We start from the raw sequence: 23,573 nt of genomic DNA, 5'->3' as shown, positions 1-23,573 counted from the left end.
GGGCGGCTTGAGCGCACGTGGGTTCAAAATCGTCACAGGGGGGACAGATACGCCATTCACGATGGTTGACCTCAGAACGCGTGGGCTGACGGGCGATGTCGCGCAGAAGGCATTAGAAGCTCATGGCGTGACAACGAACCGCAATCTTGCGCCGCAAGACAGGGAGCCACCGAATGTCACCTCGGGGCTCCGGATGGGAACGTCCGCAATTGCAGCTCGTGGAATGGCTGATCCGGAAGCATCTGAACTAGCAGAGATCATTGCCAACGTTTTAGATCGATTTGCAGCGAATCCAGGCCAAGGGCTGGAAATCGACGTAGACATTGCCGAACGAGTGTCGACCCTGGCGCAAACGTTCCCGCTATGCCCAACCTAACCAGTGGGGCAAATTAGCGAGTGCATTGTCGATGCAAGCGGCAAGATCGTCCGCGAGAGCAAGGTGGCCACCGAGCCGGTGGCATTGATGCACCGCCCGCACCTCTTGTGCTGCCATCGACTTGCAATGCACCGGTCGGAACCAGCCCAGCCGCATCAGCTGCGCGATTCCGCGCGCGTCGTTGCCGCGTCTCCAGCTGTTCGACCGCAGTCCCGCTTGCTGCATTGCCGCGTAGAGCTATCGCGACAGCTGACGGCACGCAAGCTCATCCAATCGAAGCTGAGAGACGTCGAGAACAGTGTGCGCGGCATTTTGCGTGGCTTCCGGCTGAAGGTCGGCAAGACGACGCCGCGCGGCTTTGTCGGACGCATCCACGGGCTGGTGGTCGGCCATGCGAACCTGAAGATGGTCGCCGCGGGACTGCTTTCGCTGCACGCCGTGATCTTCCGCGAGTTCCAGGCTTTCGAGAAAAAGGTTCCCGCGCTGGTGCGCCTCGATGCCAGAGCCAGGCGGCTGATGTCGACGCCGGGGGTCGGTCCGATCGTCGCGCTCATCGCATCAGCAAGATCGGCGATGGACATCAGCTATCCATGCGACGGGGCTTCGTCTATCTGGCGGCGATCATCGACGTCTTCAGCCGACGCGTGCTCGCCCATCGCGTCTCGATCACGATGGAGGCGGCCTTTTGCGTCGACGCGCTCGAGGAGGCTCTGGCGAGATACGGCAGGCCACAGATCTTCAATACGGATCAGGGCAGCCAGTTCACCAGCCTCGACTTCACGGGTGTGCTGCTGAACGCGAAGATCGCCATCAGCATGGACGGCAAAGGGCGCCTGGCGCGACAACGTGTTTGTTAAGCGTCTCTGGCGGACGGTCAAGTACGAGGAGGTCTATCTGCGCGCCTACGACGGCGTGTCAGAAGCGCGTGCGTCGATCTCCAGATACTTCACCTTCTACAATGGAGGACGCCCACATTCGAGCCTTGACGGGCGCACGCCCGACGAGGCTTACTTCGGCGCGCACGCGATGGCGACGGCCGCATGATCGTCGCCGCGCGATTTTGCTGTAGCTCTGGTCGGGCTTCGCCCTCCCGACACCGCAGCAAAATCGCAAAGCACTGCGTTCAACGTAACCCGGCAGGAAACCACTTAAATTCCGCAGGGCGCTGTCCAAACAAACGAAGCCAGCTCTTGGCCCTACCTTCAGGCCGGTCTCGGCGTTCAGACGTGGTTCTGCGATCCACTGGCGCCGTGGCAGAAAGGCACAGTGAAACACCAAACCGCGGCGCTCGCAAATGGCTTCCGAGAGACATCGATCCATTGTCGATCGAGCACCGAGACCTGCACCAGATATGCGCCCATCTCAACTCGAGAACCCGCAAATGCCTCGGCTTCAGAACACCGGCCGAAGTCTTCCGTCAGAAGATACTGTCGGCCAATCGATGAACGCGCTAAACTGCCTCGCTGCAAAGTCGCACTTCAGCTGGAACTCACAGGTGCAGTGGGTTTTACCAAACACCATTGGGAGGAAGCAGCTTAAGTGGGCTGCAGTGTTTCTCGGCTCGATCCGCTCCAGCAAATGCCGGTCATCTAGGGGCAGGGTGAGTTTTCGATCGGGCTGCTGATTCGCTCTTATCTCGCGAGCCGCTGCGGTCGACGAGCTCGATCCTGACCCTACTTGATCAACTCGGCCCTGAGGCTCGACCATGTTGCCAGTGCTGTCTCGACTCTCTGATGCAATCCATCGACAAGCGCCCGTTCCTGCTGCCTGGGCGAAGTGTAGACTTCAAGTTCGTGCGGGAAGCAGTAAGCAGTTGCGAAAGAGTTTGTATTCACCTTTACGAGCGCGGCATCGATGGAGTCCATTTCGCCGGCAAGTTGTGCCAGCTTGGATGAGGAAACGCTCATTTTGCCGACATGAGCCTGGTCCGCCGAGCGTGGGCGCCATTTCCTCAGTTCGTTCATCGCTTTGTGGAGCCGATCGATATCCTTCAATACCGCCGATTGCAGAGCGACCCGTTCCCCGTTCGCCCCTTCCCTCCCAGTTGCGCGGGGATCAATGGCCAAGGTCAAAGGCCGCTCGTAAGTCCTTCCGTCAACATTGAGGCGCACCATGTATCTGCCGGGAGTGACCAGTACGCCGCGAGCGAACCCGCCAAAATAATAAGCTCCCGGCACCTGCTCCGGGTCGCTGGTGCGGAAGTCCCAATAAACCCTGTTCATCCCTACTTCGGTGGGGATCTTGTCCGAACGAACGGTGTCCGTGGCATATTGGGGAGCCTGTTGCTCTTTGCTTGCTTCGATGCTCGAGAGGCGGCGGATCAGCGCGCCATGCACATCCAGAATGTCGAGAGTGACCTCTCCCCGGGGTTTTTTTGTCAGCACATAGTCAATCGCGGCTCCCGGGGGCGGGTTCTTGCCAACGGCGTCGGTTGAACCGCTAAAGGTCCGGGTGCCTACCATGTAAGCGGTCTTGGGCGCTAAGAGCATGGCTTCGCGCTCTCCCGCTCCGGCAGTGATCTGGTGCAGCGGCGTTACATTGTCGAGAATCCAAAAACCGCGGCCGTGGGTTGCGGCCACCAAATCATCATTTTTTACCATGATGTCGTAAATCGGAGTGGCGGGAAGATTCAATTGCAGCGGCTGCCAGTGAACTCCGTCGTCGAGCGAAACGAAGACCCCGCGCTCAGTTGCGGCATAAAGTAACCCTTGACGTGCCGGATCCTCCCGCACCGCATGGACAACGGCATCTTCGGGTAAATCGCCCGCAATGGAGACCCAGGTCCTTCCGCCGTCAGCGGTTTTGAAGCCTGAAGGCTTCCAATCGTCGCATCTGTGACTGTCGATCGCAACATACGCGGCCTCGGCATTGAACCGTGACGGCTCGATCATCGACACGAAAGACCAAGGAGCCACCCCGCCCGGCGTGACGTCGATCCAATGGGTGCCGCCATCACGCGTCATATGGATCAGCCCGTCGTCCGAGCCAACCCAAAGCAGCCCCTTTCTGAGCGGAGACTCGGCAAGCGAGACAATAGTATTATAGCTGCCCCAAATTGCCTTCCACTGCTGTTTGCTTTTGTCATTTCGCGTGAGGTCGGGGCTGATCGCGGTCCAGTTGTTGCCCTGATCGGCCGATTTCCACACCATCTCAGATGCGGCGTACAGCACATCCGGATCATGCGGTGAGAGCATCAGAGGGGGGCTCCACCAGTTGAATCGGTGCGCGAGTTCGGCGCCCACTCCCCAGGGGTCGGGAGCAGTCGAAGCGCTTATATTCTGCCACTGTTCCTTCTGCTTGTCATAGCGGCCGATCATCTCGGCGGTCGTCGAAAAGATAATCATCGGATTACGCGGATCCGGTATGACGAAGCCAGCTTCTCCGCCGCCCGCCGGATACCACGAGCGAGGCCCGATTGCCCCTTCGGTGGAGTTGGAAGCGATTGCTATGTTCCCAGCGTCCTGCTGCGCGCCGTAGACCCAATAAGGAAAACGATTGTCGGCTGCGACATGATAGAATTGGGCGAGCGGCTGATTGTCATATGTCGACCAGGTCTGTCCTTCGTCCATTGAGACGCTGGCGCCGGCGTCGCTGCCGCTGATGATCCGATGCGGGTCGGCTGGGTCGATCCATAGATAATGATGATCATAACCAGGAAATGATGCAGGGGCGAAACTCTTGCCACCATCCGTCGAACGCAGCACCGCAGTATTGACAATATAAATGGTGTCCGCGAAGCGCGGATCGGCAAAAACCTTTCCGTAGTACAAGGGCCTGTTCCGAATTCGCGAGTCGTCGCTAGTCCGGACCCAGTGCTCACCACCATCGTCTGATCGGTAGAGCCCTCCCCTGTCGGGCTCTCCGATTGGCGGGCTACCGAACAGCTTATCCGACCAATCGGCCTCGATCAGCGCGTAGACACGACGCGAGTCCGCGCCAGAGACCGAAACCCCGATCCGTCCTAACGGCCCTTTAGGAAGACCGTTGCCTTTAAGTTCAACCCACGTTCTGCCTCCGTCCTGCGAGCGGAACAAGCCGCTCCCAGGGCCTGACGAGATATCGCCCCACGGACGCATGCTGACCTGCCACAGTGAGGCATAGACAACGTCGGGATTGTCCGGATCATAAGTGACATCTGCAGCGCCCGTGTTTTCGTCGCGATAGAGAACCTTTTTCCAGCTCTTGCCGCCATCGGTGCTTCTGAACACACCTCTTTCTGAATTAGGGCCGAACGGGTGCCCGATCGCAGCCACGAGCACGATGTCGGCATTTCGGGGATCCACGACCAGCTCGCCAATCTGGCCGGTGTCGGACAAGCCGATATGGGTCCAGCTTTTTCCGCCATCGATCGACTTATAGACTCCTCGCCCATTGGTGATGTCGTTACGCAAAGCCCCCTCGCCGGTGCCGACGTAGATTACCTGATGATTGGACGGCGCGACAGCAATCGCCCCAATTGAACTGTCGGGTACCTGATCGAAGATTGGCGTCCAATGTCCTCCATTGTCTTGCGTCTTCCAGACACCGCCCGCCGCCGCGCCGAAGTAAAAGAGACCAGGCTCACCGGGTACGCCGGTCACCGCAGTCACCCGTCCCCCACGAAAGGGACCGATGTGTCGCCAGCGCAGCGCTTTGAACAGGGCAGGATCAATCCATCCGGATTTTTCCGCTCGAGCCGCTTGGAATGTTTTCATTAAAATGAACCTCGTCACCGATTCAGATCACCAGCCGCGCTACTGATCCGGAAGAACTGTATCCCATCGCCGGCGCGGCCGATCTCGCGCGGCCGCGCGGCAACCCATTTCTACTCCCACTGGGCTTCCAGCTGGGAAAGCGTATGAGTCAAAGCGGACGCCCTTGGCTAGGCATTGTAAACTTAGCGACACTCTCCACTGAGCCGTCGCTAAGTTTTGCAGTACCCGGAAGTCTTGCCCGTGGCCGGCACGGTTGCACAATCTCGAGCCAAAAAGAGCTAGCGGCGGGGCTTTGCCGCACGTCGGCGGAGCCATACGCGTGCGGCCACCATCGCTGCGACTACGAGTGCGGCCGCAATGTAAAGCATCTCGGTGGTGCCGTCGCCCCCATCCGGGGCCACGCCGAAAATCCGCTCGATAAAATCCATGTCTGTCTCCTTCCAGGGAATGCTGAATTAGCGTGTCTACAGTACCGAACCGTGTGGCCCCGCAACGAGAGAGTGAGCTGAGGGCTGCCCGCCATATCTTGCTGTCCCGGAAAATTCCGCGGATGGAGCGCGCACGTGGCAGGCCACAACCCGCCCGTCCGCCATCGGCACCAAAGGCGGCACTTCAATGCGGCAACGCTCGACAGCGAGCGGGCAGCGCGGGTGGAACGCGCACCCAGTCGGCGGATTGATCGGGCTCGGCACCTCGCCCTCGACGGGCGCCTCCAGCCGAACCCGCGTCGGATCCGGCACCGGAGCCGCCGCGATCAACGCCTCGGTATAGGGATGGACCGGTTTGGCGAACAGCGCCTCGCTCGGGGCGAGCTCCACGATCCGCCCTAGGTACATGACGGCAACGCGATGCGCGATATGCTCCACGACGCCGAGGTCATGCGAGATGAAGACGAAGGCGATGCCCATCTCCTGCTGAAGGTCTAGAAGCAGATTCAAGATCTGCGCCTGCACCGATACGTCAAGAGCTGACACCGCTTCGTCGGCTATGATGAGAGAGGGGTTGAGCGACAAGGCGCGTGCAATGCCGAGGCGCTGGCGCTGACCGCCCGACAATTCGGACGGGAGCCTGTTCATCATCTCAGGCGACATTCCCACCTTTCGGAGAAGGTCTGCTGCGAGTGCCTGGCGCTGCTTGCGGCTGAGGCGCTCGAAATTCTCGACGGGTTCGGTGATAATTTGCTCGGCCGTGAGGCGCGGATTTAGCGATGAGTACGGATCCTGAAAGACCATTTGCATCCGACGGCGCCACTCGTGAAGCGCGCCCTTCTTGAGGCCCGCAATATCGGTCCCGTCGATCAGCACGCGCCCGCCCGTCGGCTCCACGAGCCGCATCAGAAGCCGCGCGACAGTCGACTTGCCGCAGCCGGATTCACCGACGATACAAAGCGTCTCGCCCGCCTCGACGCAAAAGGATACATCCTCCACCGCCCGGATCACCGGAATGCTTTTTTTGAAGATTCCCGAGCCAAGCGGATAATGCTTGGTCAGATTCTCGACTTTCAGCAGAGGACCGTTCATGCACCCATCACCTCTTCGGCGCGCCAGCAAGCCGCGGCGTGGCTCGACCCGACATCCCGTAAGAAGGGTGTCTTGTTGCGGCAAATGTCGATTGCGAACGGGCAGCGAGGCGCAAAGCTGCAGCCGACAATGGGCTCGCGCAGGCTTGGGACAATGCCGGGAATTTCTGAAAGGCGGCGCTGTCGGCCGCGCCGCGGGTCTGGCACCGATCGCATGAGGCCCTGAGTGTAGGGATGCGCCGGACGCGCGAACAAATCCATGACGCTCGCCTGTTCTACGATCTGGCCAGCATACATCACGATCACGCGTTGGCATGTCTCGGCGACAACGCCCAGATCATGCGTGATGAACATGACGGCCGTTCCCGTGCGCTCTTTCAGATCGACGATGAGGCGCAGGATCTGTGCCTGAACGGTAACGTCGAGCGCCGTCGTTGGCTCGTCGGCAATCAATAGTTCCGGGGAGCAGGCCAAAGCCATGGCGATCATGGTGCGCTGGCGCATGCCGCCCGACAGTTCGTGAGGGTAGTTGCTGACGCGCCGCTCGGGGTCGGCAATGCGGACGAGGCGCAGCATCTCTTCGGCCCTGGCCAGTGCGGCCGAGCGGGAGGCGCCCGTGTGGATTTCCACCGCCTCGGCGATCTGCCGTCCGACCGTGTGAACCGGGCTGAGACTCGTCATGGGATCCTGGAAGATCATGGCGATCTTGTTGCCGCGGATCTTTCGCATCTCCCGATCCGACAGCTGAAGCAGTTCGCGTCCATAAAGGCGGACCTCGCCACCGACTGTCCTGGCGGTCAGCTTCGGCAGCAGGCGAAGGATGGAGAGAGCGGTGACGCTCTTCCCGCATCCGGATTCGCCGACGACGCCAAGCGTTTCGCCTTTCTTCACCTGGAAGCTGATGCCGCCCAGGGCGCGGGTAACGCTGTCCTCGCCAAAGAAATGTGTCTCGAGATCCCGGACATCGAGGAGCACGTCGTTCTCGATGGCTCTATCCTCCATGAAGTTCTGCATAAGCATCTCAGCGCCTCCGCTTTGCGCGGGGGTCGAAGAGGTCGCGCAGGCCATCGCCGAGGAGATTGACCGCAAGGACCGTGACCGCAAGGCAGATGCCCGGGGCGAAGACCGTCAAGGGCGCGATCGCGAGATAGAGGCGCGAGCCTGAAATCATGTTGCCCCAACTCGGGATCTCGGGCGGCACGCCCACGCCGAGGAAGCTCAGCCCCGCCTCGGTCAGGATCGCGCTGGCGCAGACAGTGGCGCTCTGCACCATCAGGGCCGGGATGGTGCTTGGCAGGATATGCCGCCACAGGATCTTAGGCAGCCGCGCCCCGCCGCAGAGCGCGGCCTCGACATAGGGGCGCTCGCGCACACCCAGGACCACCGAGCGAACCAGCCGCGAGACGGCGGGCGTCTCGGGGATCGCGATGGCGACGATGAGGATTCCGATGCCTGGCCCCGTCAGGGAGATGAGCGCAATGGCCAGCAGGAAGGTCGGGATCGACATGAGCGCGTCCATGATTCGCATGATGACATTGTCAAAGCTGCGGCTGTATCCGGCGATGACACCGATCAGGAGCCCGACCACGGCCGCGCTCGCTGCCGACAGCAATCCCACCATGAGGGAGATGCGGGCGCCGAGGATCGTTCGCGCAAACACATCCCGGCCCAGATTGTCGCTTCCGAACCACATTTCGGCGGAAGGCGGCTGGAGGCGCTTGAATGGATCCATGTTCCCTGGATCGCCGGCGTAAAGTGGGGCAGCGAGCGCCAGCATGATCAGGAGCGCCAACAGGCCGCCGCCGATCATGACCAGCGGATGACGCCTTGCCAGACGGGGAATGTCAGATAGTCGTAGCCGACCCATCGGTGCGGCTTCAACTGGTGCGGAGATGAGCGTCATATCAGTACCGGATTCGGGGATCGATCAGCGTATAGGCGAGATCGACCGCGAGATTGATAAGAACGTACAGACCTGAAGTCAGGATGAGCACGCCTTGAATGATGGGATAATCGCGGTTGTTGATCGCATCGACCACCAAACGACCGACACCTGGTATGTTGAACACCGTCTCCGTGACGACGACGCCGCCGATAAGATAGGCGAAGCTTATGCCGATGACGGTCAAGATCGGGACGCCGGCATTCTTCAAGGCATGGTGGAAAAGCATGGCATATGACGAAGCGCCCTTGGCAGCGGCAGTTCGCATATAGTCTTCCGACAGGACCTCGAGCATGCTCGCCCGCGTAACCCGGGCGATGAATGCAATGTAGCCAAGGCTAAGAGCCACGGTGGGAAGGATCAGGTGCACGAACCAAGGCCCGAGGCCACCATCAATCGGCGTATATCCCTGGACCGGCAGCCAGTGTCGCCTAATAGCGAAGAAGTATATGAGGAAATAGCCGATGACAAAGACCGGCACGGAATAACCAAGAGCCGAAAAGGCCATGAGGAGGCGGTCGACGAGCCCGCCAGTTCGCCACGCGGCAAGTACGCCAAAGGAGATCCCGACCGTCACGGACAGGATCATCGTCAGAATCGACAAGGAAATGGTCGGTTCAAGCCGCTGGGCGATGAGCTGGAGAACAGGACGCCCGGCAAAGACCGACATGCCTAAATCGCCATTCAACAGGTTCCCCGCCCATTGCCGGAACTGCACCGGCAGTGGCGCATTGAGACCAAGTTGCTCCCGTATATCCGCAACAGTTTGGTCCGTGGCTGACGGTCCAGCGATGACGTCTGCAGGATCACCCGGCGCCAACCTGACAAGTAGGAAGATGAACACCCCGACCATCGCCATAACGACGATGGCCGAGATCATTCTGCGAAAGATGTACGTAACCAACACTCAGACCTTTCGCATATTCCACATCAGCAAACGTCCTGCCTGCACGCCGATAAGACCAGTGAGGTCCTTTCGGTATGCCGAAAGTACGGGAACATGCCCCAAGTACGCCGAACTCGCATAGTCCCAAAAAATCTGCTGCATTTCGGTGGCCAGAGCGCGGTGCGCTTCGATTCCTGTGACGTCCGCCCATTTAGCTCGAAGAACCTCATATTGGTCGTCCTGAGGCCAGCCAACCCAGCCCTGTTCGCCATTCATTGCCATGAATGCAGCAGAGTTGGGACTAGTTAGTGAGAAGTCGGGAAGGGAGCTAATAAAAATGCTCCAGCCACCGTTTTCAACCGAGTCTTTCCTAGCCCTCCTGGCAACAAGGGCAGCCCAATCGCTAGATGCTAGTTCGACGTTCAATCCAATCTTACGAAGTTCCGACGCCAAGAATAGCGATGCGTTATGGCCCTCAGTCCAGTCGGTGGGGTCGAGAATAACAACTTTCTCGCCAGCATAGCGAGCCTCTTGTAGTAGTTGTTTGGCCTTTTCCGGGTCGCCGCCCTTCCGGAACCAGTTGGTGTTTGCGTCGTTGGAAAATGGCGTATCGATTCCAAACAACGATGTCACATTGCGATTGCCCTTTAGAGATGGATTAATGACGCTCAGGAACGCGTCTTGATTAATAAGATGCAGGACCGCCTGCCGGGCCTTCACGTTGTCAAATGGCTTCTGAAGACAATTCATACGCAAGAAATAATCGAAACCCGACTTGTATAGATTTTCGAGCACAAGGTTCGGGTCACTTTCGATGGCAGGGAAAAGATCGGCGGGAAGGGGGTCAACCAGGACATCGACTTCGCCGGCTTGCAGCGCCGCCATGGCCGTTTGCGGATCGGGGAGCTTAGCCCAAACTACGCGGCGAACCCTAGCGATTTTGGCACCAGCCAGTCCGTCGGGAGCATCGTCGCGCGGGACGTAGCCATCATACTTGTCAAAAGTGATGCTCGCCCCGGGTGCATAGAGCTCCTCGTTAAATTTAAATGGTCCCGAACCAATATGTGTGGTTACCGCATCCGTAGGAGCGCGACGAGCATCTTGTTCACGCATGATGAAAAGCGGGTAAACGGCAACCTGCGCAAGTTGATCAATCAGCACGCCGAGCGGCTTCTTTAATGTGATTACGAAGGACTTTTCGTCGAGCTTTGAGACATCCTTCGTGCGCTCATTCACGAGCTGCCCGCCGGGCGTTTGGAACCAACGGCGTATCGAAGCAATACAATCTGCGGCCGTCACCGGGGTGCCATCGTGCCAGCTTAGCCGATCACGAAGGGAGAAGGTATAGGTCTTCTTGTCGTCGGACGCACTCCAACTATCCAACATTTGCGGCTGCGGAACAAGCTTTGAGTCGAGTCCAAATAACATGTCGTAAACGCCAAACGCGTAGTCGACAGTATTCGCGTCGGTCGTTGTGTACGGATCGAGGATTGTCGGCAGACTTCTTGCCCACCTCACTGTATCTCCTCTGGCATCTGCTTGAGCTCGAAGCATTGAAGGAAACGACAATGCCGCTCCAACTGTTACTAGGCCTGTATTGACAAGTGTCCGCCGAGTTATATTCATGACCTCAGTTCCCCTTTATAGATAATTTCCTATAGGCATGAAGTAGCCAGTCAATCTCCGGTCATGATCTCCCACCTGGCCGGTTTTTTATAAGACAACTGCAAGATGTGTCGACTTCTCCTATTCTGCCATCCGAACATCAGAAACTCACCGATGGAAAGCCATATCACATTTGCTATTCAATTCTTTGTGCAAGTGGCTTCGATCCGTGCCTAGCTAGAAAGCCATACCTTCCGCTAAGCGACAAATAGCTCAGAACTATTGCAGGCATAGATGGCGTCTATTCAGGTGCCTCTCCTTAGCGCCAATCGCGACGGAGAGACCCTAATCTATGCCGAAACGCGCCAGCTCGGCATAGTTGCGATCGGCATAAACGGCCCAAATGAACAATGGCCTGCTGCCGGTTTCGGACACCAGGTTAAGCTAACATAGCTTTCTCCTCGAACTCGGCAGGGCTTATATAGCCCAACGTCGAGTGCCGTCGCCGAGGGTTGCGCTCGATGTAATCGAACACGTCGGCCCTTGCATCATCCCTCGTCATGTAGACCTTGCGGGCTGTCCGCAATGTTTTCAGCGACGAGAAGAAGTTCTCCATCGCAGCATTGTCCCAGTTGCCCGACCGGCTCATCGAGCAGGTGATGCCGTGATCGGCCATCAGCCGTTGGAACTGCTCGCTCGTATATTGGGCGGTCTTGGTCGCTGTGGTGTAGCAAGCTGGGGTCAGAACACGATGGGGTGGTTGCCGCCCATCTCAGACGGCATCGAATGTGCCAATAGTGGGTGACCCGACCAGCAGAGAGGACGGCAACCGCGATGAAGGATACGATGATCGGCGTGGATCTGGCAAAAGCAGTTTTCCAGACCCATGGAGCTTCGCTGACAGGACATGCACAGTTTCGCAGAAAATTGTCGCGTCGGCAGTTCCGGAACCTCATAGCCGGTCACCCGTCGGTGATCGTCGTCATGGAGGCCTGTGACAGCGCCCCGCGCGCGGGAGTTGGAAGGGTTTGGCCATGAGGTGAAGCTTGTCGCCCCACAGAGGCAGAAGGAATGATGCGGCTGATGCTGAGGCGATTGTGATTGCAGCGCAAAGATGCGCTTCGTCGAGCCGAAGTCGGAGGCTCAACAGCCAAAGCTGGAGACGGTAACTTCTCCGGGGTTACGCGGCGCACAGTAAGGGCGGTTTGGGCTTGAATAGTGAAGGCACGCGCGGCTCTGGTGCTCGGAATCGCGCAGTCGGTCGCGGAGCTCAGTATTCATCTCGGCTGTCCGAACCTGCCTCAGCATGTGAGCACAGCGGAGAGATCAGCGCATCTGCTGCTTCTTGACCGTGCGTTTGGCGATCACGGAATTGTCTGCCGACTCGGCAAGGGTTGTGGCCACGCGAAGTCCGGCTTGGTAGCGCTTTGCGTCATTTACGATCGCACTGCGGTTCGAACGGACATAGGTCAGGAGCTTAGACCCGAGGCTGTGGAGCCGCAACATCGAGAGCTCGCCTTCTCCTTGCCAGACATGCTTTGCCAAGAGCTGCTCCAGGTCGTGGATCGGGCGATCCACGCGACCGTGCCACAGACGCCACTTCACAGCTCTGATGTCCCTGCCGTTGGTCGGAAGTGTTTCAGCAAGACCAGACTGGGATCGGATTATGATCAGCGATCTGCTGCATGGGTTGGATCTTCATGGCGATGTCGAACCAGTCGATGATATGGATCGTCGGTTTCGGCATGGCGCGCGGAAGCCGCTTCAGGATTTCGGCGCCGTCCGAGATCACGGTGACGTCCCCCAAGCCGCAATACCCCTCTTCCCGAAGAGCGTGGAGCGCTCGGCCGCGTATCGCTGTTGGTCAGTGTTGGCGGTGACAAAGTAGCGACCGCCGACTTCTCCCCGACCTCCGCAACCGCATCTGGCCTCGACGAGCTCGAAGTTTCGCGCTGGATTTGTGGGATCGGCGCTGCGCGGATGTCGTTCCTCCATCTAGCATTCTCGCGCAACAGTAGTCATCTGGTCGTCAAGCCGCTCGGCGACTTTGATGGTCCGCTTTCGCACTGTTGAATGCGTCTCGGTCGGTTCGATGGGCAGGAATTCGGCGAGCACGCTGGCGGCCTGCCGGTACGGCATCATGCTAGCCAGTCGCGCCGTCAGTTCCATCAGCTCGGACGTTGCCCGATCCGGACAGATTTCCTTCAGCGGCGCGAACGCGGTTACCATTCCTGGGTGACAGTCCTGGCACCGCATCCATCGTGGATTTGGCACCTCAATTGTTCTGAAAACCGTCCGAACTCGGCGCCGCGCAAGTCTTTGACCGGCTGAAATTTGTGGCACTCGGGGCAGACCCGGCGAAAAAGGGCATAGGTCTCCGCCTCGTGGTTCACGCCGCGCTCTGCAGGACCGTCATGACTTTCTTGCAGTCGTCGATCGACAGGCCGATATCACCGTGGAGCAAGCGGAGTCGCTTTTCTCAATCCGAACTTGTTGGCGACAGACATCTCCAAGCGCGCTGTTCCCGTCGATCGAAATCGTCCACTCCATCGCGTCACTTTCTCGCAACAAAAGCGATGGCGGTGGACCTGCGGGGGCTAACAATTCGTCGCCGACCCGGAGAAAAGGCTTCAACATGGTTGCAACACACACCAGTGTAGTTCTCTTTCCGACGGAAGGCGCCCGCTGACACGGGTGAAGGCTAGGTATCCGAGTTCCAGATGTGCTATTGGTAAGTTTTTGTGAAGGTTCGCACACCAATGACAATCTTGTACAGCTGCGGCGCTTTGGGAGTGTCAATCACGGACAGTGAGCACCTTAAATGGTTGATATGACTGAGAAAGTAACGCTCCGTCAGCTTCAGATTTTCCTGACAGCAGTGGAACACAGAAGTTTCTGGCGGGCTGCTGCTCAACTCGAGCTTTCCCCTCCAGCGGTCTCCATGCAGATGGCCAAATTGTCCGAGGCGCTCGGCTCTACTCTCTTCGAGAAGGACGGTCGCTCGATACAACTGACGGCAGCTGCGACGGCGCTTATCCCGTATGCGGAGCGCATGACCGAGGCGTTGCATGAGGCCCAGGGTGTGCTCAGCGCCTTGCAAGGGCGATTAAACGGCTTGGTGCGCGTCGCCATGGTTACGACTTCCCGAAACTTTGGTCCCCATTTGCTGCAGGAGTTCCGGCGGCGGCATCCCGATGTCCTCATCGAATCGACCATCGCCAACAGAGAGGGCGTCATCAAGCGGTTGGAGGCCAATCAGATCGACATCGCCCTGATGGGACGGCCACCGCAACGGCTGGAAGTCGAGGCCCTGCCCTTTGCGAAACATCCATACGTGCTGATAGGGCACCCCCTCAATGCGTTGGCAAAGCGAAAATTGATATCGCGGCGCGAGTTGTCACATCAGCCCTTCTTTGTGCGTGAAGAGGGCTCCGGGACCCGAATGGTCCACGAAAACTACTTTCTCAGCGAAAAGCTGCAGTTGCCCAACGCATCGATGATGGACAGTAATGAAAACATAAAACAGGCCGTCATGGCCGATATGGGCATTGCCTTCATATCGGCTCATACGGTGGCACTCGAACTCCAAGCCAAGAAGCTGGCTATACTTGCCGCAGACGGCATGCCGACGATGCGCGAATGGTTTGTGCTGCACCTGAAGGGGAAGAGGCTAAGTCCTGCGGCTCAGAGTTTCAAAGCGTTTGTGCGCGATGAAGGTCCCGCTTTGATGCGACGTCTCTTTGGAATGCTCGAAAAAAAGAAAGCTGGACGGAGCTAACTTAGCCGCCACCCTGCCTGCCCAAACCAGATGCTGGGGCGCGCCATTTCCTTGGACCGATCGTGTGGATTGAAGTTCCGCGACTGTCGACTGCAACCGTGACCGGCATATCCTCCACATTCAGCCGGTAGATGGCTTCCATGCCGAGATCGGCATAGGCGACAACCTCAGCTGAGCGGACAGCTTTTGAGACAAGGTAGGCTGCGCCCCCGACAGCGATCACGTAGGCTGCTTTGTGTCGGGCGATTGCCTCTATGGCTTCAGGACCCCGCTCCGCCTTGCCGATCATCACCCGCAACCCTGTACCGGACAGAATCTCCTCGACGAAGCGGTCCATGCGTGTTGCGGTCGTTGGGCCGGCAGGCCCTATAACCTCACCATCGATCGGATCGACCGGACCGACGTAGTAGATCGCACGCCCCTGGAGATCTATGGGGAGTACCTTTCCGGCGCGTAGCGTTTCCACCATTCGCTTGTGTGCGGCATCGCGCCCCGTGAAAAGGCAGCCCGACAAAAGCAGCGTGTCGCCAGAGCGCCAAGTCTCCACCTCTGCATCGTCGAGGCGATCAAGGTTCACCCGTCGGACTCCCGCCACGGTCTGCTCGATCACAATGTCGGGCCAATCGTTGATGCTTGGGACCTCAAAGCGCGCTGGTCCGGAGCCATCTAGCTCGAAATGAATGTGCCGGGTCGCTGCGCAATTCGGAATGAGGGCAACGGGCAACGAAGCGGCATGCGTCGGGAAGCAGCGCAACTTTACATCCAGAACGGTCGTGATGCCCCCGAGCCCTTGCGCACCGACGCCGAGCGCGTTCACTCGTTCGAATATCTCCAACCGTACCTCCTCGATCCGTGAGGACGGGCCACGGCGTTTGAGATCGAGCATGTCCAACGGCTCGTTCAACGATTCCTTGGCCATCGCCATCGCCTTGTCGACACTCCCGCCGACACCGATCCCGAGGATGCCCGGAGGGCACCATCCTGCCCCTAGAGTCTCCATAGTTCGCACGATCCAGTCCGTAATGGAGTCCGCAGGCTCGAGGACTGTGAACCTGGTCTTGTTCTCCGAGCCGCCGCCCTTTGCAGAAACGTCGACCGCCATGCCGGCTCCTGCGACCAGCTCAACGCTTACCATCGCAGGTGTGTTGTCGCCACTATTCAGGCGCTCAAATAGCGGGTCACGGACCATCGAGGCGCGGAGCGGATTGTCATTGGCCCTCCAAGCACGCCGCACCGCCTCGTCTACGAGATCTTGCAGGGACCTATTGGTGAGGATTCGGGCCCCTGTGCCGATCTTGACGAAGACATTCGCCGTACCAGTGTCCTGGCAAATGGGGCGCCTCCCCATCGCGCACAGCCGCGAATTCACCAGGATCTGCCCGATCGCCTGTTTTGCCGCGCCGCTTTGCTCGCGCTGGTAGGCGGCCGCCAAGTTGCGAACGAAATCCGGAGGGTGATAGTACGAGATGAATTGCAGCGCCTCGGCAATGCTGTCGACGAAGTCGGCCTCCCGAATCTCGGTCATCGCAATCTATCCCTCTGGATCGAAGGGCACGTCGAGCAAGGGGGCGTGCTGCTGCGCCCCGTAGACATCGGTTTCGCCAATGGCTGCGGACGGGCGGCGGCGCTTGATCGTGGCCTTGATGGCATTCGCCGGTTCAAAGGCGACGATATCGAGGACATCTCCCTCCGACAGCCCATAGAGGCGGCTGATCAAGCTCCTGTTGATCAGTTGCGTGTCGCGGGCGCGTTCAAATGCACTACGTTCCTTGAAGATGATATCGAGCGTTAGCTCGAACGGCCCAGCGTTCTTGCTCCTCACGACAAGGGCGGCATCCGCGAGGGTGCCCTTCATGGCAGCGGGCCTTGCAGCTCGGAGATCTCGATAGTGGAAAACAGACTGAGGGGATCGTCCATCTCCAGCAAATGATAGAGGCTGAATTCGTAGATCTGTCCGACCTTGAAGTCCGAAGGCGAGTAGGGAAAGGCCAGATTGCCAGCCGTCGAGATGCGGCCGGGATAACCGAAATGCAGCATTGTTGCCCGGGCGAAGCCACAGATCGTGTCGGCAAGACCCTGCGTCTCACCCACCGCCTCGATCACAAGGCAGATTTCATGTGAGGTGATTGTCCTGTGCGGCTCGAGGTCGCCCATAACACCATCCCTGCCATAAACGCGGACCATCAGCTGATAGGCGCTATCCGGGACGTGAGAAAAGTTGTCGGCCACGCGACGGCGAACCCCTTCGATGATCGTATCGACTTGGGCAATGAAGATGGAATCTCGGGCACCAGCGATGGAGACCGTGCGGAACCCGGCTGGCGCGGCACCCTCGAGCTTCACTCTATACGGGCGCGATGGCGAGAAACGGCTGCCGGAGACGCGCACGCGTTGCTCGTCGAGTTGCTCGAAACGCGATTGTGTTAGGTCTAGCGCGCCGCCAGGACCGGGCAGGTGGTAAGGATCGCTCTTTTCATAAAGCGTGTGCGCTGCAACCGATGCTACGGTGCACCGGCGAGTTGGAGAAAGCGCCTGAACAGTGAAGCTGTTTTCTGACAACGTGCCAAGCATGCAGTCGCTGCCACTGCCCGGTGTCGCGGCGATAGCTGCACATTCGAGAATCTTGCCCATATGCAGCGCTAACCCGCGGTCGAAGCCGCGCGCGATTGGCACTGCGGCAAAGACAGCTGGATCGTAGCAACGTCCGGCCACGATCACATCCGCGCCGCGCGCAAGGGCATCCAGGAGCGGTTCCTCGCCCATCTGCGCCACGATGTGCATGCTGGCGTTGATTGTCTCGTGAGTGGCCATGGGCACTCCTGGAAGCGTATCGACATGACCACGAGTGAGAGCCGCGCAAAGGGCTGCTTTTTCGATGTCGGCCGGAATCGCTGCAAGACGTCCGTGAAGCTGATGTTCGGTCGCGATTTCACGAACGATGTCAAGCGTCCAATCAAGATGCGGTCGCGCACCGCAACCGCCGGCGCTGCCAATCAACAACGGAATGCTCCGCGCCCTTGCGGCGCGAAGCATGAGTTGCAGATCGCGCTTCACCGCCGCGCGATCCGTGAAAGAAACCCCTGCCCCGAGGTAGTAGGGGCCGGGGTCGCTAGATCCGGCATCGACCGCAATGACGTCGGGATCTTGGGCAAGGCCTGCTTTGAAGGACGCCTCGGGAAACCGTAGCCGAGAATCGCTGTCGGCGAGAGCACCTTGATTTCTCGCGCTGTGAACAAGCCGGCTTCCTTTCCGCCCGATATCATGACCTGGCCCGGCGCTCGCGTTCTTCGCTTCCAAGATTGCCAAGTTGCGCCGCATCTCGTTCGCAACGATGGTCATGCCTTCATCGAAGCCCATGCCTGGCTTGACAAGGACGCGCTGTGGCCGCGCCGCCTGCGCGATATGGAGACAGGTCTTGGCCGAGACATCGGTCTCGTTGCAGGTGCCGCCTTGGTAGGCTTCCACCCCCTTTTTGCGGCAATAGAGAACCGCCTCCACCGTGTTATGGATGCTGCCGAGGTCCGGCGTCTTGATCTGAACCATATCGCAGCACTCGGCATCGACGAACTCGACGATGTCCTGGTAGGTGTTGCACCATTCGTCCGCCACAATCTTGACTGAACTCGAACGGGCTCGGAGCGCCTCGTGGATTTCCTTCAGCAGCACAATTTGACCAGCTTTGCTTCCTGCGTCGACGGGGCCCTCGATATAGAGCTCGAAGGGCGTGACACGCTCGCCGAGCGCTGCGAGGTACGCCGATATCTTGCCCGGATCGTCCCCGAAAATCATGCCGATCGTCCCGTAGACATCGACATGCAGAACAGGCTTGTAGCTGGAGTCCCTCCGCAATTGCAGGATGCGTTGCCTGAGCCAAGTCATGTACTCCTGGAGCTTGCCTCCGTTTCGTCCGAGCTTGCTGGCGACATTGTTGATTAGCCCGTGTGGCAGCGCGTCGACGCCCTTCATGATCATCTTGTCGACAGCGTTGTAACGGTCGTCGCCGCTCTGGCCGAGCAAGGCGAGCGGTTTCAATTCGATGGGCAAGTTGTACTCGTCGCAGACAACTTCGACCTTGAGCCGTCGCGATGCCTTGGCGGTCGCATCCAGAAGCGCCTGAGACAGTCCATAACGGATTGCGGTGTGGATCCGATTGCCGTCTTGTTCGATCGCGTCAAAAAAGCGCGCGTTAACCACGAACTCGCTGACATCCCGCCCGACGAGGAGCGGTCGCAAGACCTCGTCCATCCAGGGGACGTAGCGAACGGCCGTGAACAAACGATCGAGCCCGCCTGCACCCGAATACTGCACGGCGGCGCAATCGCCTTCTGCCCAAAGGCCGTTCTCGAGTTGCAGGAGAACGCTGACCGCCTCGCCCGATTGCCGGATCTTTTCGAAGCCGGGCGTCTTGGCGTTGCCGACGTAGGTGAAGCCGTCGTGGCCCGCGCCCGCCTTGATCGCCGCCTGGTCATCGAAATAGAACGAAGACAAGGCAGGCGTGAACAGTGCTTCCGTGATCTTCATGCGAGTGCTCTTCACCTTCGTGCAGCGTGTATGCCTGTTACGGGCGACCGATCAAATTGCTAGCCGAGATGGCGCGAACGTCGTCCACGACCATCTCGAATGAGGCCCGGCGGCCCTCGGCCGCAGCGCGCTCCGCGATCTTGTCCTTGTGAAACGCCACGAGGTCTTCAGGGAGCGGAATGTCACCCTTGCTGAGAACCCGGATCGCGCCATTGTTGTCGCGAACAGGCGTCATTCGCCCGGCGTTGGCCCTTGCCGGCGCGAACGGGATATCCATGACGCCGGCCTCGAAGGCCAGGACGGCACCACGCGCCACATCGCCGTGACCGAGTTCTATAACCTTGCGCATCACAGCGTGCACCTCTCGCTCGATGACCGATATTTCCTGCGTGATCTCGTGGGTCTCCAGTGGCTTTTGGTCCCCGATCATATTGATCATTTGCGCCGTCGCCTGCAGCCCCGCTTGGTTGGCCTCCATGGTCGGCACGCCGGCGGCTTCCTGAGGCGTTTTCACAATGATCTTCGTCGCTCCGGCGAACTTTGCGGCGACCGAGCCCAGGGCAATCACCGAATAGGCTTGGGCTTCGTTTTCAGGAAAGCCGCCCATCCACTGATGGAACACCGTTGAGAGCGCATAATCCTCGTAGCCAAATTCTGCGAAGTAGTGCTTGGCGAGCCTTCGTAACGACCGGATGGCGGGGATGTCTTGCGCGAGATTGCCTGCCTGGCCGTATCCCAACGTGATACATTTGACGCCCTGTTCCAGCGCCAGGAGCCCTTCGATCAACGCCACCGTGTGGGAGACGAAGGGGGGCACGAGAGTGCCAGTGAGGGGACCGAATGGCTCCCTGTTGATCCCGATGCCTTCCTCCCCGTACAGGCCGACAAGGCGGTCGCAGTATTGCCAGTGCCGGATCGACCTTTCCAAGGGCACGCTTTTCGAATACGGGATGTTGTAGGAGATACCGCCGCCCTCGAAGCTAGAGAATCCCGAAGCCAACGTGATCTCGGCGAGCAACCGGGCATCAGGAGTGCCGTGACGGACTTGAACGGGTTTTTCGAGATTGTCGACCAGGCGCTGGCAGCCGGCGACACCGTGGTTGACTGCAGGGAATCCGTTCAAGAGGGAAGTGCCCGCTGCCCTGGATCGCTCGATACCCTTTTCCGCCTCCTGATAGCGATTGTGCCGTGTGTAGGCGTCAACCGTTGTCGGGAGGACATCGCAAAAGGGAGAGAGGTCCTGCAGCAGCCGAATATGCTCGCGCAGCAGAGCCACGCCCGCGCGCGGCTGCAACAGCGTCTTACCGGTGGCTTCGGCTCGCGCCAGAGCGACCGAAAACTTCTTCGAGTCTGCCATTTCCCGATGACGCTGGATGGCTGCGGCGAAATCGACATCATGGCCTGTCGGCCAAGACCGAAGCACCAAACACCGCTCCGATTCATAGGCAGATCGGTCGAGCTTCTTGTTTTCGATCAGGGCGCCATTCGCGCGTGTCATGGGTGAACCGTCGCAAGGTTTGTCGATGTCAGTTGCTCGCGACCAGGGCCCTAAGCCCTGCCCGGACCGCCGCTGCGGGATGGGCCGCGGCGACGTTGGCGAGAAGCGGAAGGAGATATTCGGGATCGCGGAGGTACCGAGCTCGAAGCGGGGTCAGAACGCGTTTCCCATATTCGTCGACCCCAAGCGCCGACAGGCTGTCTCGCGGCCGGAAGTCAGCAGTCGCCGAGAGGTATCCGCCGGTCCCAATGATCTGCGGTATGTCCGTGAGGTCGCGGCCAACCTGTACGGTGACCAATCCTTCTGCGGTACAGACCTCATGAGCACGGCCCAAATGCCGCATCACGGAGTGCGCTAGGTTTGCGCTGGCGAGCACGGCATCAAACCTGTGCTCCTCCGGACTGCTGGCCAACGTTTCCGGGGCCTTTGATATCCTATCGACAAAACTCGAGAACGCGGAATCGGAGTCGAGGCTTTCCGATTTATCGAGCATACATGCGGCCACCGCCGCCGATGGGGCGGACACGCGCATTCCGAGATCGCCCTCTACCGTGCGCTTCACCTTGGCCTCAGGCAGTCCACGACGCACCGTACCCGCCTGATTCTTCTCCTCATGCACCGAATAGACGTCGGTTGTCGCCCCGCCCATGTCGACCATGACGAACTCACCGAAATCCGGGGCGACCTCGCCGATGTGGCGACAGTATTCGAAAAGGGCATATGGCGTCGGCCAGGGTTCGCGACCTGTAGAGGCGACGATCCGATCGAGGCCCTTACCCTTGGTTATTCTCTGGAGAAAAATTTCTCGGATCGCGGTGCGGGCCGGCTCGGGGTTGGGGCTTTCCAACCCGGGCAGAATGTTTTCAACGCAAACAAGGTCCCGGCCGAGCAGTATTCGCTCCACCTCGTCGCGAACCGCACGGTTGCCCGCAAAGACAATGGTGGCCCCCAGGTTGGCTTCTGCAAGCTTCCATGCATTTTCCACCGGATAGCGCGCATTGCCACCATCTGCTCCGCCCGCAAGCAGGATGATGTCCGAGTTGGAATTGCGTAGCGCGGCAATGTCCGCGGCATTGAGCGTGTAGGCGAAACTATGCGTGATCTTTGCTCCGGCCGAGTACGCCGTCAGCTTCGCCATCTCCGCGGTAAGATCAGGCACGATGCCAATTGCGGCGACCGCTAGGCCGCCTTTGGCCGACGACGAATAGAATAGGTCATCGTGCTTTCCATCTGCAGACAGCGTTTCAAATACTGCGTTGAAACCGCTAGAGAGGTCGTGAATCGTTGTCGGATGAGCTGCGCGCTTGGTAACGCGCAGCTCATCCCGGCTCGATAGAACGAAGCTTGCACCTTTGGTCCAAGTGGAGCCGATGTCGATCGACAGCAGCCTCATCCGGCTTGTCGGAGCACGAAGACCTCGGCAGCCCGCCCCTGCATGCGCCCGCGTGTGATGTCGTCCTTAAGCAACTCTGCAACTAACGACAAATCAACACTGGGCTTGAATACCCGATCGAAGCCCATTCCCTTGAAGAGCGCTTCGATTGCGGAAAAATCGCGCTTGCCAACGATTAGATTGCCCCCGACGTAAAGAACGACGCCGGCCAGGCCGCGTTCGACGCAACGGTCGCGAAATCCCATGCAGTCGATTTCGCCGTGCCCGTAGATTGAAGAGACCAGGATCGCCTCGGCGCCGGTCTCGATCGCTGCGTCGATAAATTCATCCTGGCTCACCATCACGCCGAGGTTCACGACACTGATGCCGTGCTGCTTGAGCACGCTCATGACTATCTTGTTGCCGACCGCATGGCAGTCCGATCCAATCACGCCCAGCACCACTTTGAATTCGGGATCGACCATTCGATTCATCTTCCTATGAGCCCCGCAGATGTGCATCCCTTTACAACGAGCATCCGGGGGGTCAACAATCATTATCTGATGATAGAAATAGATAAATAAAACTGATCTATCAGGGGTGAGGAGCGTTCGGAATTTGGAGAATGAAATGGTGAGTTTGCGGGTCCGGCTTCATCGAAGGTGCGCATCGATTTTTCGAGCCCAAACCTCCTCAGTTCAGCCTAAGATCGGCAGCGTTCGACTAAGCAAGAGACCGAAAACGCGGTTGAGTTCTAGATTGCAGATGTTGGTTCCTTAGCGCTGCTCCTAGCGCCGGGCCCAATCGCGCCTAAAGTGTGTTCAGACGAGTCTTCCATCGGTGAGCCTTTGCGATGCAAAGTTCGAAGATCAACCCGGCAGCAAGCTAGTGTTCCACGATTTGCGCTGACATTGCGTTGTGAAAAGATCTATCTATGCCGGTTGGACACGTTGTCCGCTCCACGCCGGCCGGCTAGGCGGGCGCGCCACATGGCTTGGGGTCCCGTTCACAGACGGCTGCTGGAGAATTGAAAGCTTTGCACAGGCTATCTTATTGTGCAAATCGAGGCGAACAACGACTGCAAACCCAACGAAGTCGGACGTATTTTGCGGAGCATGCCAAATGGGGACGAATGAGCTCAGCTGGAACCTTCTGCGCAGTTTTTGCATCATCGCTGAAGAGAGGAGCATCACCGGCGCCGCGAAACGTCTTCGAATGAGCCAACCATCCGTCAGCCTTGCGCTGCAAAAACTAGAAGACCAACTCGACTGCAAGCTCGTCTTCCGTGACCCTCGCCATTTTGCGCTGACATTGCGCGGCGAACAGATTTACCAGGAATGTTCCGAGATGTCCCGGTGCGTTGACCGAATCGGCACCCTCTC

At 59.0% G+C, this 23,573-nt stretch carries 19 protein-coding genes and 4 pseudogenes; 5 read left to right on the top strand and 18 right to left on the bottom strand.

Going from position 1 to position 23,573, the window contains the following annotated elements:
* A pseudogene (gene glyA, locus AC04SF_RS36630) lies at positions 1 to 376 on the top strand (serine hydroxymethyltransferase); the annotation flags it as partial.
* 155 nt (positions 377 to 531) lie between these two features.
* Here the strand turns inward: glyA and AC04SF_RS36625 are convergent.
* The gene (locus AC04SF_RS36625; RefSeq protein ID WP_488481767.1) at positions 532 to 957 is read right to left on the bottom strand and encodes a hypothetical protein; all 426 of its coding nucleotides are present in this window, start codon (positions 955 to 957) and stop codon (positions 532 to 534) included.
* Between the two features lie 3 nt (positions 958 to 960).
* Here AC04SF_RS36625 and AC04SF_RS36620 point away from each other — a divergent pair.
* A pseudogene (locus AC04SF_RS36620) lies at positions 961 to 1,420 on the top strand (transposase); the annotation flags it as partial.
* Positions 1,421 to 1,555: 135 nt separating this feature from the next.
* Positions 1,556 to 1,821, top strand: a pseudogene (locus AC04SF_RS36615) (transposase); the annotation flags it as partial.
* A gap of 228 nt (positions 1,822 to 2,049) precedes the next feature.
* On the opposite strand, the gene AC04SF_RS36610 reads toward AC04SF_RS36615, so the two are convergent.
* The 11 genes and pseudogenes from AC04SF_RS36610 to AC04SF_RS36560 form a co-directional block, all read right to left on the bottom strand.
* Complete coding sequence (locus AC04SF_RS36610) at positions 2,050 to 5,070, bottom strand: WD40/YVTN/BNR-like repeat-containing protein (protein ID WP_488481765.1); 3,021 nt, start codon at positions 5,068 to 5,070, stop codon at positions 2,050 to 2,052.
* A 278-nt stretch (positions 5,071 to 5,348) separates the two neighbouring features.
* Positions 5,349 to 5,498, bottom strand: coding sequence for a hypothetical protein (locus AC04SF_RS36605; protein WP_488481764.1), 150 nt, complete (start codon positions 5,496 to 5,498; stop codon positions 5,349 to 5,351).
* A 36-nt stretch (positions 5,499 to 5,534) separates the two neighbouring features.
* Positions 5,535 to 6,590, bottom strand: coding sequence for an ABC transporter ATP-binding protein (locus AC04SF_RS36600; RefSeq protein WP_488481763.1), 1,056 nt, complete (start codon positions 6,588 to 6,590; stop codon positions 5,535 to 5,537).
* Positions 6,587 to 7,591 carry an ABC transporter ATP-binding protein gene (locus tag AC04SF_RS36595; protein ID WP_488481766.1) on the bottom strand — a complete coding sequence of 335 codons (1,005 nt, stop codon included), beginning with the start codon at positions 7,589 to 7,591 and terminating at the stop codon, positions 6,587 to 6,589. The genes AC04SF_RS36600 and AC04SF_RS36595 overlap by 4 nt, the downstream gene beginning before the upstream one ends.
* A 19-nt stretch (positions 7,592 to 7,610) precedes the next feature.
* A complete protein-coding gene (locus AC04SF_RS36590; protein WP_488481762.1) occupies positions 7,611 to 8,492 on the bottom strand; it encodes an ABC transporter permease in 882 nt (293 codons plus the stop codon).
* A gap of 1 nt (position 8,493) precedes the next feature.
* On the bottom strand, positions 8,494 to 9,435 hold the full coding sequence (locus AC04SF_RS36585) for an ABC transporter permease (protein WP_488481761.1): 942 nt from the start codon (positions 9,433 to 9,435) through the stop codon (positions 8,494 to 8,496).
* A 3-nt stretch (positions 9,436 to 9,438) separates the two neighbouring features.
* Positions 9,439 to 10,935 (bottom strand): ABC transporter substrate-binding protein, encoded by a 1,497-nt coding sequence (locus AC04SF_RS36580; protein WP_488481760.1) that lies wholly within the window; start codon positions 10,933 to 10,935, stop codon positions 9,439 to 9,441.
* A gap of 526 nt (positions 10,936 to 11,461) precedes the next feature.
* Positions 11,462 to 11,759: pseudogene (locus tag AC04SF_RS36575) on the bottom strand (IS3 family transposase); the annotation flags it as partial.
* Positions 11,760 to 12,348: 589 nt separating this feature from the next.
* On the bottom strand, positions 12,349 to 12,627 hold the full coding sequence (locus AC04SF_RS36570) for a hypothetical protein (protein WP_488481759.1): 279 nt from the start codon (positions 12,625 to 12,627) through the stop codon (positions 12,349 to 12,351).
* Positions 12,628 to 12,661: 34 nt separating this feature from the next.
* Positions 12,662 to 12,829, bottom strand: a complete 168-nt coding sequence (locus AC04SF_RS36565; protein WP_488481758.1) for a hypothetical protein — start codon at positions 12,827 to 12,829, stop codon at positions 12,662 to 12,664.
* A 188-nt stretch (positions 12,830 to 13,017) separates the two neighbouring features.
* Positions 13,018 to 13,251 (bottom strand): hypothetical protein, encoded by a 234-nt coding sequence (locus AC04SF_RS36560; protein ID WP_488481757.1) that lies wholly within the window; start codon positions 13,249 to 13,251, stop codon positions 13,018 to 13,020.
* A 592-nt stretch (positions 13,252 to 13,843) separates the two neighbouring features.
* On the opposite strand from AC04SF_RS36560, the gene AC04SF_RS36555 reads away from it, so the two are divergent.
* A complete protein-coding gene (locus AC04SF_RS36555) occupies positions 13,844 to 14,800 on the top strand; it encodes a LysR family transcriptional regulator (RefSeq protein WP_488481756.1) in 957 nt (318 codons plus the stop codon).
* A 1-nt stretch (position 14,801) separates the two neighbouring features.
* Here the strand turns inward: AC04SF_RS36555 and AC04SF_RS36550 are convergent, their stop codons facing one another.
* From AC04SF_RS36550 to glmS, 6 genes are read right to left on the bottom strand one after another with little or no spacing between them, the layout of a single operon-like run.
* On the bottom strand, positions 14,802 to 16,325 hold the full coding sequence (locus tag AC04SF_RS36550; protein WP_488481755.1) for a fumarate hydratase: 1,524 nt from the start codon (positions 16,323 to 16,325) through the stop codon (positions 14,802 to 14,804).
* A gap of 6 nt (positions 16,326 to 16,331) precedes the next feature.
* Positions 16,332 to 16,655 (bottom strand): DUF4387 domain-containing protein, encoded by a 324-nt coding sequence (locus AC04SF_RS36545; protein WP_488481754.1) that lies wholly within the window; start codon positions 16,653 to 16,655, stop codon positions 16,332 to 16,334.
* A complete protein-coding gene (locus AC04SF_RS36540; protein WP_488481753.1) occupies positions 16,652 to 19,321 on the bottom strand; it encodes a methylaspartate ammonia-lyase in 2,670 nt (889 codons plus the stop codon). The genes AC04SF_RS36545 and AC04SF_RS36540 overlap by 4 nt, the downstream gene beginning before the upstream one ends.
* Positions 19,322 to 19,358: 37 nt before the next feature.
* Positions 19,359 to 20,819 carry a methylaspartate mutase subunit E gene (locus tag AC04SF_RS36535; protein WP_488481752.1) on the bottom strand — a complete coding sequence of 487 codons (1,461 nt, stop codon included), beginning with the start codon at positions 20,817 to 20,819 and terminating at the stop codon, positions 19,359 to 19,361.
* A 28-nt stretch (positions 20,820 to 20,847) separates the two neighbouring features.
* The gene (locus tag AC04SF_RS36530) at positions 20,848 to 22,212 is read right to left on the bottom strand and encodes a glutamate mutase L (RefSeq protein WP_488481751.1); all 1,365 of its coding nucleotides are present in this window, start codon (positions 22,210 to 22,212) and stop codon (positions 20,848 to 20,850) included.
* On the bottom strand, positions 22,209 to 22,676 hold the full coding sequence (glmS, locus tag AC04SF_RS36525; RefSeq protein ID WP_488481750.1) for a methylaspartate mutase subunit S: 468 nt from the start codon (positions 22,674 to 22,676) through the stop codon (positions 22,209 to 22,211). The genes AC04SF_RS36530 and glmS overlap by 4 nt, the downstream gene beginning before the upstream one ends.
* A 637-nt stretch (positions 22,677 to 23,313) precedes the next feature.
* Here glmS and AC04SF_RS36520 point away from each other — a divergent pair.
* Positions 23,314 to 23,573, top strand: a 260-nt coding sequence (locus tag AC04SF_RS36520; protein WP_488481749.1) for a LysR family transcriptional regulator, incomplete at its 3' end; no start/stop codon positions are given.

Source organism: Mesorhizobium sp. CNPSo 4671 (assembly GCF_057784245.1).
Note: the sequence above shows the minus strand (reverse complement) of the source record. Positions and strands in the feature narration are given on the sequence as shown.

What these genes read in the sequence shown, in the direction of transcription:
- glmS (WP_488481750.1), bottom strand. Translation starts at nt 22,676, where the DNA reads ATGGTCGATCCCGAATTCAAAGTGGTGCTGGGCGTGATTGGATCGGAC.
- AC04SF_RS36545 (WP_488481754.1), bottom strand. Translation starts at nt 16,655, where the DNA reads ATGAAGGGCACCCTCGCGGATGCCGCCCTTGTCGTGAGGAGCAAGAAC.
- AC04SF_RS36530 (WP_488481751.1), bottom strand. Translation starts at nt 22,212, where the DNA reads ATGAGGCTGCTGTCGATCGACATCGGCTCCACTTGGACCAAAGGTGCA.
- AC04SF_RS36600 (WP_488481763.1), bottom strand. Translation starts at nt 6,590, where the DNA reads ATGAACGGTCCTCTGCTGAAAGTCGAGAATCTGACCAAGCATTATCCG.
- AC04SF_RS36535 (WP_488481752.1), bottom strand. Translation starts at nt 20,819, where the DNA reads ATGACACGCGCGAATGGCGCCCTGATCGAAAACAAGAAGCTCGACCGA.
- AC04SF_RS36605 (WP_488481764.1), bottom strand. Translation starts at nt 5,498, where the DNA reads ATGGATTTTATCGAGCGGATTTTCGGCGTGGCCCCGGATGGGGGCGAC.
- AC04SF_RS36540 (WP_488481753.1), bottom strand. Translation starts at nt 19,321, where the DNA reads ATGAAGATCACGGAAGCACTGTTCACGCCTGCCTTGTCTTCGTTCTAT.
- AC04SF_RS36610 (WP_488481765.1), bottom strand. Translation starts at nt 5,070, where the DNA reads ATGAAAACATTCCAAGCGGCTCGAGCGGAAAAATCCGGATGGATTGAT.
- AC04SF_RS36595 (WP_488481766.1), bottom strand. Translation starts at nt 7,591, where the DNA reads ATGGAGGATAGAGCCATCGAGAACGACGTGCTCCTCGATGTCCGGGAT.
- AC04SF_RS36550 (WP_488481755.1), bottom strand. Translation starts at nt 16,325, where the DNA reads ATGACCGAGATTCGGGAGGCCGACTTCGTCGACAGCATTGCCGAGGCG.
- AC04SF_RS36560 (WP_488481757.1), bottom strand. Translation starts at nt 13,251, where the DNA reads ATGGTAACCGCGTTCGCGCCGCTGAAGGAAATCTGTCCGGATCGGGCA.
- AC04SF_RS36590 (WP_488481762.1), bottom strand. Translation starts at nt 8,492, where the DNA reads ATGACGCTCATCTCCGCACCAGTTGAAGCCGCACCGATGGGTCGGCTA.
- AC04SF_RS36555 (WP_488481756.1), top strand. Translation starts at nt 13,844, where the DNA reads ATGGTTGATATGACTGAGAAAGTAACGCTCCGTCAGCTTCAGATTTTC.
- AC04SF_RS36625 (WP_488481767.1), bottom strand. Translation starts at nt 957, where the DNA reads ATGTCCATCGCCGATCTTGCTGATGCGATGAGCGCGACGATCGGACCG.